The organism is Sphaerospermopsis aphanizomenoides BCCUSP55 (assembly GCF_001586785.1).
Lineage (GTDB): Bacteria > Cyanobacteriota > Cyanobacteriia > Cyanobacteriales > Nostocaceae > Sphaerospermopsis_A > Sphaerospermopsis_A aphanizomenoides_A.
Genome location: NZ_LUFH02000061.1, coordinates 13006 through 37872 on the forward strand (window position 1 = coordinate 13006; position 24867 = coordinate 37872).

Consider the following 24867-nt stretch of genomic DNA (forward strand, 5'->3'; position numbering starts at 1 on the left):
TTATTGAACTGAGCAATAATTAAGAAAGCGTTAAGTCTTGAAAGTGTGTGGATTGGGTGGAATGAGTAATATGAAAAATAAATTAGCTTTTCAGCAAGTTTTGTATCAAAATAATTTACTCAGTCACATCACTGCTCGTACCTCTCATTCTTTAGAGCTACCAGAAATTTTAGCGGCAACAGTGGGGGAAATTCGCTCTTTTTTGCAAGTAGACCGGGTGAAAATTTATCGTTTTGATGCCGATGGTAGTGGAGATGTAGTAGCAGAGTCGATTGAGGGCGATCGCTTACCTTCTTTACTAGGATTACACTTTCCTGCCAGTGATATTCCCCCCCAAGCCAGGGAACTTTTTATTACAGCCCGTCAACGGATTATTGTAGATGTGGCATCTGGACGCAAAACCCTCAGTCAAATCAAGTCCGTAGGAACTCTCAAAAATCAAAGCCAAGAAGATATTCGTTACAAACCTGTAGACCCCTGTCACCTGCAATATCTGAAAACTATGGGGGTGGCCGCTTCCCTAGCGATGCCAATTTTGTACCAAAATTATTTGTGGGGGTTGATGGTGGCACACCACACTCAGCCTAGACCCTTTACAGAACAGGATTTACAGATTGTACAACTGTTGGTAGATCAATTGCTGATTGCGATCGCTCAGTTCAACCTCTTGGCACAAGCCAGACAACAGGCAAAACAGGAAGCAGCCATTAGCTACATTAAAAACCTGTTAGCAACATCCTTAGATCACAAGGCTATTTTAGAACATATAGTGAATACTCTGGGGGCATCTGGCGGTAGAATCTACATTGCTACCGATATGCCGGAACGCCCAGCACAGATATATACCTGGGGTGAGCAACCAAATCACCATTTAATTGAAGAAAGCAAAGTTTGGCAAAATTTAATGGGATGGCAAGGTGTTCTAGCAGTCAGTCACCGTCAACCTTCAGAGGTGATTAGAACCTGGGAGAAAAACGAGTGTGCTATCAATCAACCAGGTGCTGTTTATTCCTACACCATTGCCGACTTTTGCCAAGATACCCGACTGCGACCACTGGTTACGGCTTTTGCATCTACGTCCATCAAGTCAGTATTAATCATACCTTTGCAGTATCAACAGCAGCATTTGGGTTGTTTGACACTTTTCCGCCCAGAAATTGAAACAGAAACCCTATGGGCAGGACGTTGTAACCCTGATGAACGGAATTTGCGTCCCCGTGAATCCTTTGCTGCTTGGCGAGAAATTAAAACCGGACAAGCACAACCCTGGAGTCAAAGTGATATCAAACTAGCACAAGCATTTGGGATGCATTTGTATATCGCTGTGATGCAACAACGGGTAGAAAATTTACTGCACCATCATACCTCTTGCGATATACTCACAGGCTTACCAAATCGGCTGTTATTTGACAAACTCCTGGCCTTGGCATTGGTGAATATTCACCAACAAGGGGGTATGTTGGCAGTCATGTTTTTAGATTTGGATCGCTTCAAAACAATTAATGATAGTTTAGGTCATGCCGTAGGCGATCGCCTGTTACAAAGTGTGGCAGAAAGAATCAAAAGCTGTCTGCAAGAAGGTGACACTGTAGCCCGCTGGGGAGATGATGAATTTACCTTACTCCTACCACAAATTACCTGTGCTAACGATGCTACGGCGATCGCCCAAAAATTACTAGATGTCCTGTCCCAACCCTTCCAAATCAATAAACAAGAACTGCATATCACCGCTAGTATTGGTATTGCCCTAGCACCTTATGACGGAGAGGAAGCCGAAACCCTACTTAAACACGCGGATACTACCCTCAACCGAGCCAAACAACAAGGAAAAAATAATTATCTGTTGTACACAGCCACCATGAACGCCACCTCTTTCGAGCGATTGGTGTTAGGAAATAACCTCTATAAAGCTTTAGGGAGACAAGAATTACTGTTACACTACCAGCCGCAAATCGACCTCAAAACAGGTCACATTATCGGCATGGAAGCCTTACTGCGTTGGCATCATCCAGATATGGGGTTAGTTTCCCCCGCCCAATTTATTCCCCTAGCAGAAGAAACAGGATTGATTTGTGATATTGGTGAGTGGGTCTTACGTACCGCTTGCACTCAAAATCGCCTCTGGCAGTTAGCGGGACTACCACCTTTGCGCGTAGCTGTGAATCTTTCTGCCCGTCAATTCCAGCAACCTAATTTAGTACAAACTATTACCCAGATTTTACAAGAAACCCAACTAGAACCTCAGTATCTAGAGTTGGAAATTACAGAAAGTCTGTTGATGGAAGATGTAGATTTTACAGTTTCTGCCTTGCGGGAACTGCAAGCATTAGGAATTCACATTTCCATGGATGACTTTGGTACTGGTTACTCTTCCCTCAGCTTGCTGATGTATTTTCCTTTGAGTAGTTTGAAGATAGATCAGTCATTTATCCGCAATTTAACTAAGAACTCCAGTAACGCCGCTATTATCACCTCAGTGATTTCTTTGGGACATGGACTGAATTTAACCTTGGTAGCTGAGGGTGTAGAAACCCTAGAAGAATTAGAATTTCTGCGTCTAGCTAACTGTGATACTGTCCAAGGTTATTTATTAAGTAAACCTTTGAGTGCGGAAGCTGCTACTAAATTCCTGGTGGAGAAATCTCCCCAGCCAGATCACTGCATCCTTAAACAGAGTGTGGAATCGGCTCAAACTAACCCTATCCCTAGCAATGAACCGCAAAGATTAGCCGCACTGGCAAAATATCAGATTCTGGATACACCCCCGGATCAAACCTTGGATGATTTGACTCGGTTAGCAGCGCAGTTGTGTCAAACTCCTATTGCCTTTATCAGTTTAATAGATGAACAGCGACAATGGCTGAAATCTAAACTAGGGTTAACTATTACAGAAACACCAAGAGCGATCGCTTTTTGCGCCCACACCATCTGCCAAGATGATGTTTTGATGATCCCAGATGCTGCTAATGACCCGCGATTTGCCACTAACCCCTTGGTGACATCCCATCCTAAACTGCGATTTTATGCCGCTGCGCCCCTACTAACTCATGAAGGTTTTGCTTTGGGTACTCTTTGCATCGCAGATTATCAACCTAGAGAAATTAATCAAGAACAACAGGAAATACTGAAAATTTTAGCAGTTCAGGTCATGACTAAATTGGAACTGCACCGTAACCAAATTGAACAGCGAAATCTACAAAAGCAGTTGCACCGCGCCCATGAACTAGAAGGTGTGCAGCAAGAACTGACAAGAACTGTCAACGTTTATAAACACACAGAAAAGGTATTAGTTGAGCGGGTCAACTTGGCTCAGTTAGCATCTAACATTAGTAGTATTCTGGGTAAACATGAAAAATTATCTCTACTTCTGCAAGAGTGTACAGCCGTCCTGACTCAATATTTAGATATTGCTTATGTGGGTATCTGGATGCAAAATCCCACCACCAGGAATATGGATTTGCAAGCCAGTTCAGGATTATCTATCTATGTAGATCATTCTTCTGTACGTATCCCCATCAGTGAATTTCAAGTTAAGTGGATTGCGGAAAATTGTCAATCATTCCAGTCTAATCAGCTTTTACATGAACCAAGTTTGATAGATCGAGATTGGGCAAAACGCGAACAGTTAAAGGCTTTTGCTGGTTATCCATTGGTGATAGATCATCATGTCATTGGCGTGATGACAATATTTACCCGGCAACCGCTGACCCAAGGTGCAATAGATCAATTAAATGCTATATCTAAAGATGTAACTCTTTGTATAGAACGCAAACAGACAGAGGAGTTACTAAGACTGCAAAACCAGCGGGAAAGAATAGTTGCAAGTATTACTCAGCGTATTCTCCAATCTTTGGATATTGATGAGATTATGAATACGACTGTGAAGGAAGTAAGGCAATTTCTGCAAACTGACCGCGTAATTATTTACCGCTTTAAGCCAGATTGGACTGGTGTAGTGGCAATGGAATCTGTGGCTAATGGCTTTAAGCCAATTCTCCGGAGTGTGATTGATGAGCCTTGCTTTAGAGATGTTTATGTTCCTCAGTATCGCCAAGGCAGGGTGCGGGCAATTGAAGATATTTATACTGCTGGCATTAGTCCGTGCCACTTTAATTTACTAGCAGAGTATCAGGTGAGAGCTAATTTGGTAGTGCCGATAATTCAAGGTGAAGAGTTATGGGGCTTGTTAATTGCCCATCACTGTAGTAGCCCACGCCATTGGCGACAAATAGAAATTAGCCTGTTAAGTCAATTAGCAACTCAAGTAGCGATCGCCATTAAACAATCTGAATTATATCAACAGGTGCAACGTCAAGCCACAGTCGATGGTTTAACCCAAATTCCTAACCGTCGCCGCTTTGATGAATACTTGTCCCAAATGTGGGAAAAAATGGCACAAATACAAGCACCTTTGTCAATCATTTTGTGCGATATCGACTTTTTCAAAGTGTACAATGATACCTATGGCCACCCGGCTGGAGATGATTGTTTACGCCAAGTTGCTGCTGCTATCAATAAAGCCGGAAATCGTCCTGATGATTTAGTCGCTCGCTATGGTGGTGAAGAATTTGTGATTGTGTTGCCAAACACATCTGCATCAGGAGCAATGCAAGTAGCAGAACGCATTCGTGCTGAGGTGAAAGCTTTACAAATCAAACATGAACAGTCTCTGGTGAGTGAGTATGTCACTCTGAGTATAGGAGTTGCTAATATTGTTCCTAGCACTAATTCTTGTCCTGGTGCTGTAATTGGTATGGCAGATGAGGCACTTTATCAGGCTAAAGCTGAAGGGCGCGATCGTTTACGGTTGAAAAACACAATGTAACCAGAATGCGTTCAGCAAGTTTTTCCGGTACTGATTGCAGATGATCTGCCAATGGCAAGAACCAACACCTAAAGTAAGCGATTCAAGTATAATGATTATATCAGCTAACTATGCTATGTGTACCTAAAGATACTGCTCAAAAATCTCACAATTTATTTGAGGAGGTTTCCAGCACATGACAGCAACTCAACCCACAAATATTACTAATTTAAATCTTTATAATGAAGATTTTTATTTGTGGATAGAAACTACAGCTAAACACTTAAAAAATGGTAACTTTGCAGAAATTGATTTAGCGAATTTAATTGAAGAAATCGAAAGCATGGGGAGAAGTGAAAAAAGAGCATTAAAAAGCAACTTATTAGTGTTATTAATGCACCTTCTCAAATATAAATATCAACCAGAGAAACGCAGTAATAGTTGGTTATCTACTATATTTGAACATAGACGCAGATTAAAAGAAGACTTAACCGAAAGTCCCAGTTTAAAAAAATATTTTTCTGAGGTATTTAGCGAATGTTATCAAGATGCGAGAAAACAAGCATCCTTAAAAACAGGTTTATCACTTGATACTTTTCCTGTAGACTGTCCTTTTACTACAGATGAAATTTTAAATCAAGATTACTTACCAAAATAACATTGATTTTTTCCTGATCTTATTTTCTTCCTTTGCGTCTTTGCGTCTACCCTGCGGGATCTCCTAAAGGAGATTGCGTGAGACAAAAAATGGAAGGTAGAACCTTCTTGATAGCATTCCCAGTCAGAGACTGGGAACGAGATGACGAGATTAAACTACTTACCGTTACCACTATTACCATTCGTAACCAGAATGCGTTCAGCTAACTTTTCCGGTACTTCTTGCAAATGATCCTGTTCCCAATGGAAAGAACCAACACCTAAAGTAAGCGATCGCAATTCTACGATAAAGTCTTGCATTTCCGCTTGGGGTAAATATGCAGAAACATTATCCCAACCTGGCCAATCTTGTCTACCTTCATAACCCAAAATTTGCCCTCGTCTACCACTTAAAAGTTGCAAAACTTTGGAGGTAAATTCACTGGGAGTATTCACATCTACCTTTAAAATCGGTTCTAAAAGGGTAGGTTGGGCTTGGGTTACTCCCGTTTGCATTGCTAGACGTGCAGCTTGTTTAAAAGCCTGTTCGGAACTATCAACTGTGTGATAAGAACCATTGGTTAATGTTACTGCTACATCCACCATTGGGAAACCCAAAGGCCCATGTGAGAGAAATTCCCGCACTCCCATTTCTACTCCAGGAATGTACTGTCTAGGAACTACTCCACCCACAATTTTTTCATGGAAATTGAAACCTTCCCCTCTTGGTAAAGGTTGAATATCTAAATACACATCCCCAAATTGTCCATGTCCACCACTTTGATGTTTATAGCGTCCATGAATCGAATTTACAGGTTTACGAATGGTTTCTTTATAAGGAACTTGGGGAAGATGTGTAGACATGGGTAAATTATATTTGCGTCGCAATCTATCTAACGCAACTTGCAAATGTATTTCCCCTTGTCCCCACAAAATCACTTCATGGGTATCACCATGTTGTTCCCAAGCTAAAGCAGGATCTTCTTCTAATAACTTGGTAATAGCACCGCTGAGTTTTACTTCATCGTTGCGTTTTTCTGGGGTAATAGCTAAGGCAAAAACTGGTTCTAATTGTTCTGCTTTTGGTAATTGCTGAGTTTGGGAATTTGTAGAAATTGTCTCGCCAGTTTTAATTCCTTCTAACCGACTCACGGCGATAATTTCTCCAGCTACAGCTTGATTAATTTGCTGTTGTTGTTGTCCCATCAACCGATAAAGACCACCAGCACGAACGCCATTTAAAACAATACCATCAGTTAATGTTCCTTGCCATACTCGCACTAGGGAAAGTTTACCACCTTGGGGAGTATAGAAAGTTTTCAGAACTTGCGCTAAAGGAGTATCGCTGATTTTCTCCAAACGCTTTTCCATTGTGGTTTCTGGTGCTGGGGCTTCCCGCAGTAGTGCTTCTAATAAAGGTCTAACACCAAAATCTTGTTCTGCAACACCGAAGAAAACAGGTACAACTAAATCTGCACCTAATTCTAGTTTTAAATCTTTAAGAATTTCCTCTTGGGGTGGTTCAATATCTTCTAACAGTTCTTCAAGTAAATGATCGTCAAAATTTGCCAAAGCTTCTAACATTTCTGCTCTGGCTTGATGTTCTTCGGTTTTTAATGCTTCTGGAAAAGGTATAGGATCAGCAGGTGCGCCGGCATGATATTGATATGCTTGTTCTGTCACCATATCAATAAATCCTGTTAGTTGTTCCCCCTGCATAATGGGATATTGATGAGCAACTAAAGGACGACTGGAAACGACTTTGAGGGCGTTTAATGTTTCTAAAACATGAATATTTGCCCTGTCCATTTTATTCACAAAAACGATATGGGGAATTTCCCAATCATCCAGGAATTTAAATAAGGGGGCAAGGGTAAGAACTCTATCTTTGATTGGTTCGCAAACGACAATTGCTGCATCAACGCCCATTAAAGCATGGTATGTTTCTTGGGCAAATTCTACAGAACCGGGACAGTCTATAAATGTGAAGCGTGTATTTTCATATTCGGTACAAGCTGCGGATACTTCTACGCTCATGCGGCGATCGCGTGCTTCGTTGGCGCTATCTCCGACTGTGTTACCATCCTTAACGTTACCTTTGCGAGAAATTGCCCCGGTTACAAATAACAAACTTTCGAGTAAAGTGGTTTTTCCGCTTAAATAAGGCCCAACAATTGCCACATTCCGCGAACCGGATTTTACTTTTTCGTTCATAAACCCTCCTTTACGGTGATTCCCTCAACCGCATCATGTATATTTTCAGGAGTAATTCATTATCTTGGTCAGGAGAATTATTCCTGCTTTCTTTAATTGTTTATTATTATTCCTTTCATCTCTGTTTAAAATAAATCGTAGTTTATCGTAAGATTTAGTTTAAGTAATATTAAGCAACACTAACTTATATGCCAAATATAAAATTTTTGTAAAAAAAGCCGATCTTAGCCAAATTTTTTAACTAACAAAAGTAACTCAAGATGTTATTATCTAGCAAATTTTTATGAAGCATGAAGCAGTACGTTAACAGCCATCAGCTATGTACATTGAACATGGAAATACAAAGAATGAAAAAACCAGATGCAGATAACATTCATATAAGTAAAACTCATCAAATTAAAACTTCAAAATCCTTACTATTGTGGCTATTGGCTGTGCCTCTTATCTCCTTCTGAGACGCTACGCGAACAGAGGAACTCCGTTAACGCCGTGGCGTAGCCACTTACTGATTACTGATAGCTGAATACTTACAATTTATGACATTATCATTACAAAAATATCCTATAATTGGAATAGGTGCTTTACTGGTACTAGCCGTAAATATTAAACCAGCAATTTCCACTTCTCCTCATCTCCCCATCTCCCCATCCCCCCATCTCCCCCTCATAGCCCAAACTCCCCGTCAAATTGCTTTAGACTGGTTAAATAAAGGCTTACAAGCGATTCAAGGAGGAAAAGTTGCAGATGCAATTACTGCTTTTCGTCAAGCAACACAATTTGACCCCACATTAGCAGCAGCCTATTATAATTTGGGTCTAGCACTGCGACAGACAGGACAGTTGCAACCAGCAGCAAACGCATTTTATCAAGCAACGCAAGGAGATCCCCAGTTTGCACCAGCTTTTGCAAATTTAGGTGGGGCGTTATTAGAAGGAAATAATTTACAGTTAGCAACTGATTATTTACAAAGGGCGTTACAACTAGATCCAAAGCTGGGTTTTGCTCACTATAACTTAGGATTGATTAGAGAAATACAAAAAGATTGGGTTAGTGCGATCGCCTCTTTTCAACAAGCCATCACATACAGTCCAAATTCACCAGAGCCAGCTTATCATTTAGGTATTTCCTATCTACAGCAAGGCAGAATTGAACTAGCGAAAGAAGCATTTACCAAAGCAATAGCTATAAATCCCAGCTATGCAGAGGCTCATTATAATCTGGGTTCAATTTTGTTTAATCAGAGCAATTTTAACGAAGCATTAGCAGCATTTAGAAAATCAGCCGATGCCAATTCTAACTATGCTGACCCTTATTATGGTGCAGGATTAGTATTTATACAATTAAAACAATATGCAGAAGCTATAAAAGTATTGGAATATGCTAAAAATTTGTATCAAAAACAGGGTAATTCTCAGTGGGTAATCAATACTGAAAAATTGTTAATACAAGCACAAAATTTAAATAAAGAATTAAATAACAAACCACGCTGATGCGTAAGCATGAATATTCAGTAACAATAAGAAAATGGGGTTAATTGGCTAATGTGGTCTAATCCATTGGAATGTAAATTGTCATGCAAAAACGCTTCAAGAGTCGATTTTTATTTTTTGATCGTTGGTTAGATCGCCATGCAATAGTTCGTAACATGGAGGCATTCCAAGACCTAATTGTGATTGTCCTATGTTTAGCCTTATTTGCAGTGATGTTAATCCAGGTGTGGGGTATATTTGTTGCCATCACCCAATCAATAGACTACAAACAAGTAACAGCAAAAATGTTATTTGTGTTGATTTTAGTTGAATTATTTCGACTACTCATGGTTTATTTACAAGAACATAGTATAGCCGTTGGTGTAGCAGTCGAAGTGGCAATTGTTTCCGTACTGCGAGAAGTGGTAGTTCATGGTGCGCTAGAAATTTCGGGAATACAAACAGCAGCTATTTGTGGCTTATTATTCGTTTTAGGTGGACTATTATTAGTGTGTGCAAAAACACCTCACATGGATTGTATAAGTGCCAACACAAAATCTTGTCCTATTGTGCATCAAGGACGTAAAGAACGACAAACTGATTTGGAATTTCAGTCTTTAGAAGAATGTGAACAAAACCAACATCTCCTGTAATATCATGTTCGTTTGAATAATTCTCATATCTGTGATAGCGCAGCATGAAGTAAGTCATGGACTAGGGAACAGGGAATAGGGAACAGCATCAGAAGTTTTTTATCAGTAATTAGCCGGACATGATATAAGGCAATTGATGGGGATACCCTAAACCCCACACCCCACATCTTGCTTAACATGAAACTTCTATCTGAGGGTAATATTTTTGTCAACTTTCAGGTAGATGAATCAAACTTTGAGAGGAAATATAAATTAAATAAATACTGAAAGGAGAGAAAAATAATGACTACGGGTAATGGACAATCTCAACAACCAATTAGTAATTTAGAATATGATTTTATCACCGTACTGCACAATAAAGCCGCAGCAGTACAAGCTTATGAACGTTACATTCAAGATGCACAAGAAGCAAATTCTCAACCTTGTGTAGAACTGTTCCAAAAATTGCGTCGGTCAGAAATTGACGAAGCACACGAAATTCGTCATCATCTGCAACAAGTGATGACACAGGGAAGAATGTAAAGTTTAAATTTCTGATGAATCAGGTAAATGAAGAGTATATAGGACTGGTATTTGATTTTTGAAATTATCTGTGTAGAGAGGGAACAGGGAACAGGGAACAGGGGAAGTGTACGGAGTGTTTTTCAAGAATCAAATATGATTCCTATAGATATCCGACTTATTTAAACGGTTGGGTATCTTTATTATGAATTTGACTAGCATTAATAATTTCCTATACTGTAATTTTTAATGCTGGGAACGTGGAAGAAATAATTTTATCGGTTTCTGTAAATGCTTATTCAGCAAACTCAGCAGTAAGTAATATTATGTCGAGTTTGGCTTTTTATTTCATATATATAGAACTTATGATGTGGCTGAAAACCTTATTATTACGTAGGGGGAATTCATGAATTCCCCCTACTTTCGTTCTGTTTTGCGTAAGTCCTGATATAGAATCTAATCATAACAAGTTTATACAGATTAAGCATGATTAAATTTAGTTCCACAATTCACTTGATTTTTGATGGTGAATCGAATAACCTAGACGGTCAGGTATCTCCTTTTCATAAATTTATGAACAAAAAGCTCATACTGAATTTGTTTGCCAGTTCTTCCATTTTTACATCCTTGATGTCTACCCTGACGATCATCAATCCTGCCCATGCTAGTGTTGATCTTACCCAGAAATTAATCCACACTGATGATGGTCGTACCTGTATTACTAATCCTCATGGTCTCAAGGATTTTGTATGTATTCGAGATTCCGAAAGAGATGCAAAAGCCACTCCTGTACCCAAATCAATGGTAGTCTCATCAAAGCCATCGGATCACACAGTTACAGAACTTGATTTTACAGAAGAAGAAAGCGAAACTGCAATTAGGATATTTAAATGCGATTGTCCCTATTGCATCAATTCTTTACGACAGTTACGTGGTACTGGCCATTTGGTTTACTAAGAGGATGTTTTAAAATTCCTTATTGATGTATCAAAAACTTTTAAATCATCCTAAATTTCGCTTAACAAGGGGGAATTTAATTCCAGTTCCCCCCTTGTGAAGAGGGGTTAGTAAGAAATGGCTATGCGACGGAAGCTATCAATAAAATGCCTAAATCCACATTCAGCAACTTTTAAGACAACACCTGAATGGCTTTTTAAAGTTATAATATAGAAATCCTATTTGATTGTTGAAACAAACCTACCTTGTAAGATGAATTGCTGATCATGAAATTATTAACTTTTGCCATTACTATATTGGGAATTAGTGCAAATTTATTAGTATTGGATCAGAGTATTGCCCAATCATCTAAAATTGAAGAATTCACTGCTAGAGGGACAGAACCCTTTTGGAGTGTGACTGTTGGTAGAAAGGGAATTATTTACAATTCACCAGGAAATAAACCACAAACTTTTCCCTATAAAGCACCATTACAAGCCGAGGGAAGGCCAAGTGATTTAGTTAGAGTTTACCGCTTTCGAGGTCGGGAAAACAATACATTAATCCTGAGAAAAGTGAGCAATTGTAGTGATGGGATGTCAGATACAAAATACCCCTATTCGGCTATTTTGATGTTAGGAAATAGGGTTTTAGAAGGTTGTGCTGAAAAGAAATAAAACGTAAGAATTCAGGAGTCAGGAGTCAGGAGTCAGAATAAATATTCCCTATTCCCTATTCCTGATTAAAACCTTCTTTCAAACTCAATCACTGCACGACTATCATCAGTTAAATTTGTAGAAGCACGGACACGAAACTCGTCGTTGATCCGGTAATTAATACCCCATTGAAAGGGGTCACTAGCTGTCAAGATTTTGATACTAGAAATAGAGAATCTGCTAGAAATATCAACTCCAGCTTCTAATGCTAATTCTAAAGTTGAACTGCTTTTACCTGCTTCTGGTCTGTCAGAAAGAATAGTAGGAAATATCCGCAGTTCACTTAAACCAAAAGCATCACCAATTTGGTTAAATGCAGATTGAAAATTATTGAAAACAGCCGAACCAGCAATATTAATTAAACCTAACGTACTGTCAGCACGGCCTTGGGTATCGACAAACCCACCACCTAGCAAAGTAACAATTTCTGTTTGTGAGCGTGTAGGACTGCTTTTCAATTCTAAATTATCATTAAGTTTACTAGCTGGTCCTTTGACGGTGGCTTCGACGCGCACAGTTTCTAAGGCTGATAACCCTGTAGAAACTTGTCTGCTAAGTTCGCTCGTTTGGATACCATCTAATACCTTAGCAAAAAGTTTAATATCTAACTCAGGGTCACGAGGTTGAGAAGTTCTAAAGGTCGCAGTATGTTTATAATTACGAGCTAGGTTAAATTGTGTAGTAAATAAATTTACACCACCTTTTGTTAATTTGATAGTTCCTTCAGGAATGGGATCAGTTAAAGAACCAGTAACATTTAAACTGCCAGATGCGAGGAAATTAAAAACAGGTGGACGGGCAATTTGCACATTTTTTCCTAACTTGATTTCCAAGTTATTTAACTTTGTAATGCCATTGTTGACATCATTAATTTTATTTTGTTTGTTGGCTGTGAGTAAGGATGAAGCAGAACTGCTACGAGATGCAGTAGAGTTACTCGTCGATTCTGTTAATAAAACTTGTCCATTAAATAATTCTATCTGACCGCCAATAGCTGGTTGCAATACTGAACCAGTAATTTGTAAATTTCCACTAGCACCACCTTGATATAAGGACTTGAGATTTAATACTAATTGATCGAGGTTAACTGCAAGTGGATTTTCTATGTTTATTTGACTATTGAAAATGGGGATTTCTCCTGCGGCTTCTACTTTACCATTGCTATATTGACCTTGGAGATTTTCTACTAATACTTTGTCAAAATCAAATTCAGCCTTGCCAGAAACATTTGTCAGTTTACCAGGTAAGGCTTGGGCTTCAAAGGTAGCATTATTAAGAGAGGCGATGCCTTTAACTAATGGTTGTTGTCTTGTTCCCCTGACAGTTAAATCTATTTCTCCTTCTCCACTTTCAAAGGCTATTTGATTAGTGAACAAGTTTAATAATGCTAAACCTTCATCTTTGACTTTGACATCTAGACTAATTTGGTTGTTATCTGGTTGTACAGATGCAAAAGGTAATTTATAGGGAATGTTGCCAGTAATATTCACAGGTTCAGGACCTGTGGCTAAAACCTGACTGCCAAAATTCAAGCGTCCATTTGTATAACTGAAACTGGCGGTAGCTGATTCTATTTTTTTCTGATTGAGTGTGCCTTCGGTAATGTCTAATTGTCCTCTGGCTTGAGGGTTGGCTATACTACCAGCGAGTGCCGCATCAACGTTAAGATTGCCACTAATTCCCACTGGTAGTTTAACGAAGTTATTTAATAGTTGGATGGGGAAGCGGTTGACTGTTAATTTTCCTGATTGTTCTTTACCACCAATATTACCAGTAAAAGCTACAAGTCTTTCTTTCCCTTCGATACGTAAAGGTTGTAAACGCAAAACACCTTTTTCAAAACTACCTTCAGCGATGACCTTTTCCGCACGATAAAAACGGCTTGGTTCTGTTTCTCTACCCCAGGTAAAATCTTGTCCTTGGAGGTTAAATTGTAATGCTAGTCCGGTAGCGGTATTGATGGCAATTTCCCCGTTGAATATGCCTTTTAAGTCTGTTAAATTTGGTATAGGTTTGGAGTCTAGACGTTGCTGTTCTTGTACTGCTAAGAGTGCATCAATTTCTGATAAACGCTGAATTTGATTGAATAATGATTGATCGGGTAAACCTTGGGAGTTGGTTGTTAAATCAGCAGATGTCCCGTAGGTTGGTGCTGCTAAACCTCGTTGTAGGTCTTGGAGTTCAAAGACTTGTGCAACAGTGAGTAAGTCTCGAACATTGCCTTGGTCAATGTTAATTTTGGCTTGTAGTTGTGGACCTTTAGTAGTTTGTTTAACAGTAGCATCAAAGAGGTAGCGGCTTTGCTTTCTGGTAAATTCGCTATTGGTGAGGGTGGCTGTATTATTGTTGTAGCTAAATTGAGTAATAAAGCGATCGCCCCTAATTCTAGCCAGTTTCGGTTGAGCGATTGCAATATTTCCCTTCGTTGCCAATGTTTTTTGATTAATTTGTAAATCTCCGGTTAACAAACCAGCTAATGCACCTTTACCCAAAAAAGTGTTATTAGGTAAAGTTAAATTTAAAACTTCTAGGGGGAAATTATTGACTTTAACTGCCCAATTATCGCCTGTTGCTTGACCTGTAGCTGAGGCTTGCTGCCATTGTACTAAAAAGGAATTGCCTTGATTATTAGCATTATTAGCATTAAAATTAGCTGCTATTCTGTCACGTTTACCAGCAACATCCAAATTTAAACCCCGACCCTGAACAAAATTGATATTACCAGTTAATGATGGCTCAAAGGCAAATTCCTGAACTCGCAAATTTCTTAACCCTAACATTCCCACAACATTGGGTGCAGTTGGTTTCCCTGTGATTTGTCCTTGAAAATCAACTTTTCCTGCTACATCTACCGCATTAGGTAGCTTAAATGGTAATTGTTTTAAATCATAATTCTGTGCCTGTAAATTCAAATTTAACTGTGTAATTTCCGGTATGCCTGGTTGTTGTGCATTAGCGACAATATAACCGCTGGCGTTTAAATTTGCAGTTCTGGCTTGGGGAATTGTCAGTTGTTGACCATTCCAAGAAAACACTGCATTCAGAGGTGAATTAATTGCCCCAAGACCTCTACTAAACTGTACCTGACCAGCAGCACGTACATCAGCTAATTTGGCAGAACCTAAAAGACCTGCAACTTGTAACTGACCTGCAAATTGACCTTGCAACTGTTGATTTAAACGATTTAACTGCACACCTGAACCATTAACTACAGCTTGGTAACGACCATTGGCAACTTGAATATTACTAGCTGTAACTGTTCCTCCTGCTAAATTTAAACGTCCTTGACCGGTGGCTTGAATAGTTTCTGGTTTAAACGAATCAACAATACCAGCAACATTGAAATCTCCAGCTACAATACCTTGTAATTGGGGTGGAACAGTTGCTAATTTTTGCAAAGGTACATTTTTAGCTTGCACTTGTGCCTTATAGCGACCGTTACTAACTTGAATATTTTTAGCTGTAATTGTGCCATTATCAACTGTTAAACTTCCTTCACCAATAGCACCCATAGTCTTGGTGCTGAAATTTTCCGTATTACCAGCAACGGTGAATTTACCTGCAATGGGATTATTTAAAATAGGGGGAGATTGTTTCAATATCTGCCCTAAACGTACATCATTGGCTATCAAGTCAGCAACAAAGTTTTTGTCTTCTAACTGAAGACGAGAAATCGCAATTCTGCCGCCACCAATGTTAAAACCTGCGCCTTCTGAACGAATACTAGTAACTTTAAATGGCCCTGAAGTTCCCGATAGCAGTAAACGACCGTTAAATGCTGCTGCTCTTAAATCAATATTTTCTAATTGTTGCTCTTTAATAAATGGTGTTAACTTCACACCAGAAGCTTCAGCCACAGCTTGCCAACTTTGACTATTATACTTGCCATAACCCCGCACCACGTTACCAGCAATATTGACAGCGACATCACGGAAGTCAACAGTGCGGTCTGGGTTAATAATGGTTTCACCACTAGCAGCGTAAGTGGCTTGTGGAGCTTGCCATTTTACTAAAGTTTGAATATTACCAGCAGCACCATTGATATTGGCTGTAGCGGAGATATTACCAATGGAAACAGTAGGTTGTTTAACATTATAAATTTGAGCGATCGCATCTCCAGGAACATTGTTTGCTGTTAAATTCACATTAATTTCTGGGGACTTACCAAGTTTAATAGTTCCCCCTCCTGTCACATCACCTCCGACAGTGGTTTGTCCTTGAATATCCTTGAGAGTAATTAAAGAATCCCGGCTGGAAAGTTCAAATTTGCCACTAACCTTTTGAAAATCAACTTTATCAATTTGAGCAGTTTTGATATTAGCGACCGTACCAGCAAGTACAGGTTCTTCAATATTTCCTAATACCTGCAAATCAGCTTTGACTACCCCAGTCACAGGAAAAGGTGACTGTACTTTCAGAGTGTCTAAAGCCTGAGATACACTAACTGCATTGACCCGCCCTGCTAATTTAAAGCCATTTTCTCTATCAATTAAACCTGTAACAGCTAAGGGAATTTTGCCATAGTTACTAACTACATTATCCAGTTCTATTTTCAAACCTTGAAACTTAATATTGCCCTGACTGTTGCTAAATGGTTGAGTGACTTTGGGAATTTGCAATGTTACCTTTTGCAAACTCGCACTGCCATATAACAAAGTAGGTTGATCTGGTATTAACTGAATTTGTAAATCGCCATTGACACGACCAGCTTGTAAATTCAGTGGCAATTTAATCAAACGAGTAATATCTGCGGCTAATAAATCTTGCGCTCTCAGCTTTAATTTACCTTCTAAAGTTGCTTGGGCGCGGACATCTCCTTGCAGAAAAATATTACCACCATTTTCAGGTTGTCCGGCCACATCAAACCTAATCAAGCGGTTATTTTCTATCAGTCTTGCCGTTCCATATAATCCCGAAAATACTACAGGAACTTGGCGAAAAGAAGCAGGTGTAGGAGAAGAATTATCACCTTTACTCCCTTGATCTTCTGCTTCGCCGATTCTCTGATTTCCTACTAATATCAACTTGGCATTGCGAAACCGGAGTTTATCTAAATCTGTTTTAATTAATCCTGGTTTACCTGCTGGGGCTATCTTGGTAGTAATCCAGCGTTGTTCGTTATCCTGTTCAATATAAATATCTGGATTGATTAAAGTCACATCTAATTTTAATTGGCGGGTAATAACCAACTGCCAAGGATCAAAACCCACATCTACTGCTTCTATAGTTACCTTGTCTGGGTCTGTGGATGTAGGGGGTATGGCAGAAGCGGCAAACCTGACTCCTGTCAGCGAAAATTCTTTGACTTTTCCCAGTTGGATGGGACGGTTGAGGGTATTAGTCAGGTTTCTTTGAGCCAATGGTGCTAACTCTGTTTGGATAAATTCCCGTAACCGCCAAACACCAGCAATAACTAAAAGTAGTAAAAATGCACCCAGAGCAATGCCACCCCGACTCAATATCATCAACCATAGACTTTTACGGCTCTTGGTTGGGGTATAGGAATCTTGATTAGAAGAGTTAGACATTGGTTTTTAGTTTCCAACTGTCGGATTGATTTGGCAAACTGTTACAACTAATAGCACAATATTCAACAATGCCACTTCTAGGATACCGTTTTCAGTTGTGATTGGTTATTTTCCCCTGTTGCCTGAATCCTTACACTTGATTAAAGATAAATGATATGAATATTAACTCAAAGGTTGGATGATGCGTGTTTTTGTATTAATTTTCAATGCTGGCACTGATAATGAAGGGATTCACTCGATTCGGGTGGGCGATCGCAATAAAATTATGATGTTTGAGTCGGAAGATGATGCTACACGCTTTGCTGTGCTTTTAGAAGCTCAGGATTTCCCCACACCGACAGTTGAGGGAATGGATGCTGAGGACATTAAGGAATTCTGTGCCAGTGCGGGGTTTGATTGGGAAATTGTGCCAGAAAACAGTGATTTAATTATTCCCCCAGAAGTGAATGTAGAAGAAACTGATTGGCAACCAGACTCTGACACAGAAGATCATGATCATTCCTTCCGTTCTGCTTCAGCCAGCGATACTGTACAGGAAATTCCTGATTCTGAACTAGATAGTATCCGTCGCAAACTAGAAGGGTTGTTGTAGTTAATCATTAACTATTAGTCACCAGTCATCGGTCATTGGTCATCAGATTTATTTATACAGTAAATCTTCAGTAGTTGTGATCAACTATGGAAACCATAACCGATGAAAACAGGAGCATCCCAAATGTGTAAGTTGATTTTTTGGAAAGAAAGGCAATTGCTCCCAGCCTTGATATAAATCAACCGCAAAGAACGCATAGGCGCGGAGCGGCTTCCCGCAGGGTAGGACACAAAGTTAACAGGGTTGAAGAGAGTTTTTAGTATTGCTGCGTTTATTTTTGATTGCATTGGGATGCTCCCATGAAAACAGGTATTTTAGTTTAACATCACCCTCTATCCTTAACCTTTATGGAAGTCAAACAAATTTGCGTAATTGGTGCTGGTATCAGTGGTTTAGTGACAGCTAAAACTTTTCTAGAAGAAGGTCATCATGTGACAGTTTTCGAGAAGAAAGCTGGTTTGGGTGGTGTTTGGGAAAAATCACGAACTTATCCAGAATTAACTAGTCAAAATACCAGTGATAACTACTGTTTTTCTGACTACCCCATGCCTGTGTTTTATCCAGATTGGCCTTCAGCCGCACAAATTAGGAATTATTTGGGATCTTACGCCAAGGATTTTGGTGTTTTTGATAAAATACAATTTAATACTGAAGTTATAAATCTTGTCAGAAAAGAGTTAGAAAAACAAACATGGTTAGTCACCATCAATAGAAAGGATGATGGATTACAAATCACAGAAGAAAGCTATGAGTTTGATTTTATCGTAGTTTGTAATGGTACTTTTAGTAATCCAAATATTCCTGATTTACCAGGTAAGGAAGAATTCATTTCGTCGGGAGGTTTGGTTTTACATTCTACAGAATTTAACGATATTTCGACTATTAAAGATAAACGGGTTGTGGTTGTAGGTGTTAGTAAATCTGCCTGTGATATTGCCACCGTAGCAGCTAAGAATGCCCAAGAATGTACTTTGTTATTTCGTAGAGCCAAGTGGAAAGTACCAAGATTTTTTCTAGGTTTAGTCAACTTGAAATATGTTTTATTAACTCGTTTCTCAGAAGCTTGGTTTCCCTACCGGAAAATGGGAAAATTAGAAACATTATTACACAGTATAGGTAAACCTTTGGTTTGGATGTTCTGGCGGAATGTGGAAATGGTATTACGCTTACAATTGGGTCTTGATAGTTGCGGCATGGTGCCAGAATATCACATAGATGATCTTGAATGTAGCGTGACTGTAGCAACTCCAAATTTTTTTAAATATATACGTGCAGGAAAAATCAACCCTATCAAAACAAGTATATCCCGGTTTATTCCTGGTGGTGTAGAATTAGCAACTGGTGAAAAAATATTAGCTGATGTAGTTGTTTTGGGGACAGGATTTAATCAAGAAGTACCTTTTCTGTCAGAAGAATATCGGCAAATCTTGATCAATGCGGAAGGGAATTTTCAGTTGTATCGCTATTTGATTCACCCAGAAATTCCCCAAATGGGTTTTGTTGGCTATAATAATGGTTTTTATACTCCTTTAACTTCAGAAGTTGGTGCTTGGTGGCTGGTAGATTATGTGAATGGTCACTTGTCATTACCATCAACAATGGAAATGTACCAAGATATAAACACTGAATTAGATTGGATGAAAAATCGCTTTTTGGCTATTGCCTCTCGTGGAACTTGTATTGCTAGTTTTTCTTTGCGTTATGTTGAACAACTAATTAGAGATATGGATAAAAACCATCAGCTTGTAATTTGGTCTAAGTTTTCTCAGATTATGTCACCTGTGGATATATCTATCTACCACAAACTGAGAATGGAATTAAAATCCCTGAGATTGGAAAATAAAGAGTAGTCAACAGTAAACAGTGATAACTGACAAATAACAAAAAATGACAAACTTGCAAGAACGCGGACATCTTTTGACAGAACAGGTAAATCCTAATAGTCTAAATTTAGACCAACTTAATTCTCTGGAATTAGTAGAATTATTTAATAATGAAGACCAAAAAACCGTAGCTGCGGTGGCTGGGGCTAAAGTTGAGTTAGCAGCAGCCATTGAACGCACTGCGGAACGTTTACATCAAGGCGGACGTTTATTTTACATCGGTGCGGGAACAAGTGGCAGATTAGGGGTTTTGGACGCGGCTGAGTGTCCTCCAACTTTCTGCACACCTCCAGAGTTGGTACAGGGGATTATTGCTGGTGGTGCAGGGGCGCTATTGCGTAGTTCTGAGGGTTTAGAAGACCTAGCGGAAGATGGAGAAAATGCGATCGCCCAACATAAAATCACCCAACTGGATGTAGTCGTCGGTATCACCGCTGGGGGAACTACTCCTTATGTTCACGGTGCTTTAAAAGCTGCTCGTCAAAGGGGAGCTTTAACGGTTTTTATCGCCTGTGTTCCGGCTGAACAAGTAGATTTTGATGCTGATATTGATATTCGCTTGTTAACTGGTCCGGAAATATTAGCCGGTTCAACTCGCTTGAAAGCTGGTACCGCTACTAAACTGGCTTTAAATATCCTTTCTACCAGCGTGATGGTGAAGTTAGGGAAAGTTTATGGTAACAGAATGGTGGATGTAGCGGTTACAAATCAAAAATTACGCGATCGCGCTTTGAGAATTTTACAAGACTTGACTGGTTTAAGTCGGGAAGCAGCCGGTTTTTTATTAGAACGCAGCGGTAAATGGGTGAAACTGGCTTTGTTAATGCACTGGACAGATTTAGATAAAACCACTGGTGAACAACTTTTAACTGCACATCAGGGTAATTTGCGTGCTGCGGTTGATAGTTACAAACAGGAGAAATAATAGATCCTCCCAACCCCCTATCCATTACCCACATCTTTACATTCAGGACTGACGCAAAACAGAACGAAAGTAGCGGTAATTCATGAATTACTGCTACGTAATAATAAGGGTTTCAGCCACATATAGTGTAAATCCTAACATCAAGTTTCACTCTTGCCTCTTGCTTTCTGCTATATCAAATAAACCCTTGTATATTTACAAGTGCTAATAAGTATCTAAAAATACACTGACTTGGGAACTTGTAGCTATGCATAAAGTCATATAGGAAATCAAACTCAAGTAACCTATTTGACTCAAGGATTTCAATGTCTCAACAATCTTCCTTCACGTCCTTCTGCAAAGATGTGTTAACATTTACAAGCCTCTCCGTTGTAGCGGTGATGTCTGTTCCCTATGAAGTTTTCTCTTTAAGCACAGAAATAGCAAATGAGAAAAAACAGCTAGAAACCAACTTATTGACAAATAAATTGGATGGAAAGGAATCAAATTTTCTCCTGGCTGGGAAAGATAAAGATGACGATGATGACGATGATGACGATGATGATCGTAAAAATAACTATCGCAGAGGTGATGATGATGATGATGATGATGATAACTATCACAGAGACGAATACCGCAAGGTAGAATATCATCGTTCATCAAAATTCTATCGAGTCAGAGATTGGGATTGCTTCTTCAAAGTAGGAAGGTTAAATTCCAACCGCAAAGCCTTGGTTGTACAGCTAGATATCCTCAAAAAACCCGTCACTAAATACGCAAACGTCGTCTACAAAGTCTATGCTCGTCAAAACAATCAATGGGTACTATTTTACACGAGTACAGGAGCAAGACTGATTGAAAAGCAATCAGGAAAATTCTTCTTACAACCAGAAGTAATAGAATATGACAAACTGCGAATCAATAATCTTAACTTGTCGCAGTCAGATATAAGATTTGTCACAGAAATTCGCTACGATTCTAACAGTAGCCGTGATGAAAGAATAGTATTTGAAGATGTTTGGAAATATAGTTCCATTACCCAAATTACTAGTGTCACTCAGATAACTAAAGTCAGTTACAGAAGTACCAAAATCGAGTATGACCGCGATAACTATCGCCGTCGTGAAGATGATGATGACCGCGATAACTATCGTAGACGGGATGATGATGATGATGACCGCAGAAGGGAATATCGGCAAGTAAACAATCTTTACTCCTCAAAAAAATTCAGGAGCAAAGATTGGGATTGTGTGTTTAAAGTAGGAAGATTAGTTAATTCCAATCAAAGAGCCTTTGTTGTTGATTTAGACATCCGAGAAAAACCATTTACTAAAGATGCAAATGTAGTTTACATAGTCTACGCTCGTCAAAACAATCGTTGGGTGCAATTTTACAGCAGTTCCACAAAAATTGTTACCAAGAATCCCCAACCCGAAATTAGAGCGATCGCACTATTTAACAGCAGCAGCTTCTAACCTGTCCAATCTAAAATCTTGAATTTTGTTAGCTGCCACAACTTCCTGCCTGATTAACTTCACCTCAGACTCTATCTGGTGAAGTTTAGTCCCGGCTGCAAAACCACCCGTAAGGAGGTAAAGCCCTGATTGTGCAGCAATGCAAGTCAGGGTGATTAATATCGCTATTCGCTCATTGTTCATAATTTCTGGAAAAGTTGAAAGCGTTAAATCTGAGCGAGAATTTCGTCAATCTTGGTTTCGATTCTGTCAAGGTCAACATCCAAGGTATCCCCGACTTCACCGCTAAACTCGTAAAGAATAAGCTGCAAATTAGTTAGCCACCAAGCGTCAGCCAAGGAAAAGCTATAGCTAGTGACAACAGATGGAACATCAATTAACTTTGATTGATTCAAATACAAGGGGTATGACCCAACCTCAACCCTCGGAACTCCCAAAATAGGCAATTCTCCAAAAACTCGGAAATTTCCAGCCCATCTCCATCGTTTGTTCTGAGGAATATTGCAAGTTGTTTTAGCCACAAGAAGCCGAGAATCTAAGAGGATGTCTAACCCAATAGTAGGTAACGGCAAATACCCACCTTGCTCACTTACCCTTTCGGCAGTAACTGTTGTCTGGTAGGCCAAGCGCCAGTTGGACGAATTATACAAATCCGCAGTCAAAGACATTCTGTTCAACGACTCCCAAATACTGATCCATGTCCACCCCACAAAGTTCAAGAATGTCAAAGTAGTCCTCAAGACTGATAAAACCTTCAAGAAGTCTTTGCTGCGCCAAATTTGCTGCTTCCAACCGCTCCACTAAATCAAGTGCAGCTGCGGAGCAAATATCCAGCCCTGGAATAATAACAAGCTCAAGAATATTTGCTCCTATGCTCACTTGAAAATCTCCGGCTTGAAACTTACACCCAGATTGTCTGCGGTCGCAGCCGCAGCCAAGACTTTAGCCTGTCGCTTGCTCATCACTTTCTCGTCTGTAGTCTGACCCATCGGGTAAGTGTAAGATTTATTACCCTTGTTTTTGTACTTAAGCCCAGTGATTTTAGATGGTGTCTCAGTTGTTCCCGTTCCGACGACAGTGATAACAGCTTTTGCTGGCGTGAAACCAGTAACCAAATTGCCTGCATCAGAACTAGTAACAGTGGTGTCGATACCCAATACGGTATCACTCATCTTAGTGATTGTGTATTTGTCCAGCGCCCTATCGCTTATATCCACAAAGTATCTGTCCGTAGATGTCGATTCAGCACCAAACGGTACAAGACTTGCTACCTTTAAGCTTCCAGGCTTAGAATCAGCGGCACGAGTATAGGTAACAACCTTAGCCTTGGTGTATACGTCTTTAAAATTGGCCAGGATTGAACCTTCAGGAGGACTAGGAGCAACAGAATCAGGTGTAGCTGTTGGGCTTCTCAAAGACTTTAAAGCTGCCTTTAAATTGTTAAATCTCTTGACCATACTAAGGAGAATTCTCATCTAACGTCTGTAATCCTTGTATAGCATGGGTTTCAGGTAAGAAAAGTTGCGTCGGCTAGTATACTGATCCACAAAAAAATATCATGCCAAAAAAATCCGCTCAATCACCTCTCTCAATCCACAATCAGTTACAGCTACTAGGTTAATGACCTTTTCTCGTCCATGCAAAAGCACTTGAGCATACCTAAACTTGACATCAACAGTCGGACGCTTAACGGGTTTCTTGACCGTCTTTCCGTAAACAACATGAGTTCCTGGATTCATTGGATATGACCTGGTATTCTCTGTATAGTCTACGTAGTCATCACTAAAAGCATGACCACGAATACTTAAAACAGCCTTAGTAATTCGTTCACCTTCTGCCTTAGTCGGCACCAGCAGCCGTAAATCGTACCCTTTTTCAATGTCTCGATAATAATAGTAAAACTTGCCTTTATTCCAAACAAAAAGACTAGATGTTGCAAATTCACGTTTGATGGCTGTTGCTAAAATTTCGGCTTTTGCTCTAGAGAAGGTACTCGCTTCCTCATCCATCAATCTAAAAGTTATTTCCCCTGTCGCTGGACTTAATCTTACTGTTTCGTCGTAAGCAATTTTTTCTCTAAAATAAAGTTTTACTTGCGGCTTAAAAGTTACTCCCCTTTGGTGTTCGTTTACTGGAATTCCATAAATAGGAGTTTGCAAACTTTGAGCATGACCCGCAGTAACTTCAAACAACCACAACCTGATCAATGTCATGGTGGCGGTATCAGAATCTTTAATTGTGCAAGCATGACGTAAAGCTTCTTTTTTAGTAGCTATAGAATCAACAGCCTGATTCTTGTAATATTGTGCTACCTGCTTATTGTGATAAAGCCTAATAGTATCTTGCAGGTGTTCCCATTCTGTGAAATTTTGTGGTAAAGGCATTATTCATCAGGCTCCAGGTCTACGGGTTCTAAATCTTTGCCTTTGGATGCTTCTTTCTCCTCCGCAGCCTTGGCTTTTACTTGGTCAGGTTCAGGAATAGGAGTAGCTTTATTCTCTGGCTTACCATCCTCTTTAACCGCCTTCACAAATTCAGTAGAAGCATTAGTTAATT

The 24867-nt window shown here is 39.5% G+C and carries 18 protein-coding genes; 11 read left to right on the forward strand and 7 right to left on the reverse strand.

Going from position 1 to position 24867, the window contains the following annotated elements; all coding sequences use genetic code 11:
- Nucleotides 1-70: 70 nt before the first annotated feature.
- Complete coding sequence (locus A0J48_RS16130) at nt 71-4825, forward strand: diguanylate cyclase domain-containing protein (protein ID WP_200324746.1); 4755 nt, start codon at nt 71-73, stop codon at nt 4823-4825.
- A 175-nt stretch (nt 4826-5000) separates the two neighbouring features.
- On the forward strand, nt 5001-5462 hold the full coding sequence (locus tag A0J48_RS16135; protein ID WP_200324748.1) for a DUF29 domain-containing protein: 462 nt from the start codon (nt 5001-5003) through the stop codon (nt 5460-5462).
- Nucleotides 5463-5617: 155 nt separating this feature from the next.
- Here A0J48_RS16135 and A0J48_RS16140 read toward each other — a convergent pair whose 3' ends face one another.
- A complete protein-coding gene (locus tag A0J48_RS16140; protein ID WP_200324750.1) occupies nt 5618-7654 on the reverse strand; it encodes an elongation factor G in 2037 nt (678 codons plus the stop codon).
- 536 nt (nt 7655-8190) lie between these two features.
- On the opposite strand from A0J48_RS16140, the gene A0J48_RS16145 reads away from it, so the two are divergent.
- The 5 genes from A0J48_RS16145 (at nt 8191) to A0J48_RS16165 (ending at nt 11890) form a co-directional block, all read left to right on the forward strand.
- On the forward strand, nt 8191-9144 hold the full coding sequence (locus A0J48_RS16145) for a tetratricopeptide repeat protein (protein ID WP_200324752.1): 954 nt from the start codon (nt 8191-8193) through the stop codon (nt 9142-9144).
- A gap of 83 nt (nt 9145-9227) precedes the next feature.
- Nucleotides 9228-9776: a phosphate-starvation-inducible PsiE family protein gene (locus tag A0J48_RS16150; protein WP_200324754.1), complete on the forward strand. Its 549-nt coding sequence runs from the start codon at nt 9228-9230 to the stop codon at nt 9774-9776.
- A gap of 282 nt (nt 9777-10058) precedes the next feature.
- Nucleotides 10059-10298: a hypothetical protein gene (locus tag A0J48_RS16155; RefSeq protein WP_200324756.1), complete on the forward strand. Its 240-nt coding sequence runs from the start codon at nt 10059-10061 to the stop codon at nt 10296-10298.
- A 552-nt stretch (nt 10299-10850) separates the two neighbouring features.
- Nucleotides 10851-11234 (forward strand): hypothetical protein, encoded by a 384-nt coding sequence (locus A0J48_RS16160; protein ID WP_200324758.1) that lies wholly within the window; start codon nt 10851-10853, stop codon nt 11232-11234.
- 266 nt (nt 11235-11500) lie between these two features.
- Nucleotides 11501-11890: a COG3650 family protein gene (locus A0J48_RS16165; protein ID WP_200324760.1), complete on the forward strand. Its 390-nt coding sequence runs from the start codon at nt 11501-11503 to the stop codon at nt 11888-11890.
- Between the two features lie 65 nt (nt 11891-11955).
- Here the strand turns inward: A0J48_RS16165 and A0J48_RS16170 are convergent, their stop codons facing one another.
- Nucleotides 11956-17457: a translocation/assembly module TamB domain-containing protein gene (locus A0J48_RS16170; RefSeq protein ID WP_200324762.1), complete on the reverse strand. Its 5502-nt coding sequence runs from the start codon at nt 17455-17457 to the stop codon at nt 11956-11958.
- 181 nt (nt 17458-17638) lie between these two features.
- Between A0J48_RS16170 and A0J48_RS16175 the strand changes: the two genes are divergently transcribed.
- The 4 genes from A0J48_RS16175 to A0J48_RS16190 all read left to right on the forward strand — a co-directional run bounded on the left by A0J48_RS16175 (nt 17639) and on the right by A0J48_RS16190 (nt 22311).
- A complete protein-coding gene (locus tag A0J48_RS16175; protein ID WP_200324779.1) occupies nt 17639-18049 on the forward strand; it encodes a DUF3110 domain-containing protein in 411 nt (136 codons plus the stop codon).
- Nucleotides 18050-18396: 347 nt separating this feature from the next.
- Entirely contained in the window at nt 18397-19899 is a 1503-nt protein-coding gene (locus A0J48_RS16180; protein ID WP_200324764.1) for a flavin-containing monooxygenase, read from the forward strand.
- A 37-nt stretch (nt 19900-19936) separates the two neighbouring features.
- Nucleotides 19937-20857 carry an N-acetylmuramic acid 6-phosphate etherase gene (murQ, locus tag A0J48_RS16185; RefSeq protein WP_200324766.1) on the forward strand — a complete coding sequence of 307 codons (921 nt, stop codon included), beginning with the start codon at nt 19937-19939 and terminating at the stop codon, nt 20855-20857.
- 305 nt (nt 20858-21162) lie between these two features.
- Complete coding sequence (locus tag A0J48_RS16190) at nt 21163-22311, forward strand: hypothetical protein (RefSeq protein WP_200324768.1); 1149 nt, start codon at nt 21163-21165, stop codon at nt 22309-22311.
- On the opposite strand, the gene A0J48_RS16195 is transcribed toward A0J48_RS16190, so the two are convergent.
- From A0J48_RS16195 to A0J48_RS16215, 5 genes are all read right to left on the reverse strand, one after another.
- Nucleotides 22288-22494: a hypothetical protein gene (locus tag A0J48_RS16195; protein ID WP_200321681.1), complete on the reverse strand. Its 207-nt coding sequence runs from the start codon at nt 22492-22494 to the stop codon at nt 22288-22290. The genes A0J48_RS16190 and A0J48_RS16195 overlap by 24 nt on opposite strands.
- A gap of 23 nt (nt 22495-22517) precedes the next feature.
- Nucleotides 22518-22979: a hypothetical protein gene (locus A0J48_RS16200; protein WP_200324770.1), complete on the reverse strand. Its 462-nt coding sequence runs from the start codon at nt 22977-22979 to the stop codon at nt 22518-22520.
- On the reverse strand, nt 22954-23190 hold the full coding sequence (locus tag A0J48_RS16205) for a hypothetical protein (protein ID WP_200324772.1): 237 nt from the start codon (nt 23188-23190) through the stop codon (nt 22954-22956). The genes A0J48_RS16200 and A0J48_RS16205 overlap by 26 nt, the downstream gene beginning before the upstream one ends.
- A complete protein-coding gene (locus tag A0J48_RS16210; RefSeq protein WP_200324773.1) occupies nt 23187-23768 on the reverse strand; it encodes a hypothetical protein in 582 nt (193 codons plus the stop codon). Before A0J48_RS16210 ends, A0J48_RS16205 begins: the two co-directional genes overlap by 4 nt.
- A 99-nt stretch (nt 23769-23867) precedes the next feature.
- On the reverse strand, nt 23868-24695 hold the full coding sequence (locus A0J48_RS16215) for a hypothetical protein (protein WP_200324775.1): 828 nt from the start codon (nt 24693-24695) through the stop codon (nt 23868-23870).
- Between the last annotated feature and the right edge of the window lie 172 nt (nt 24696-24867).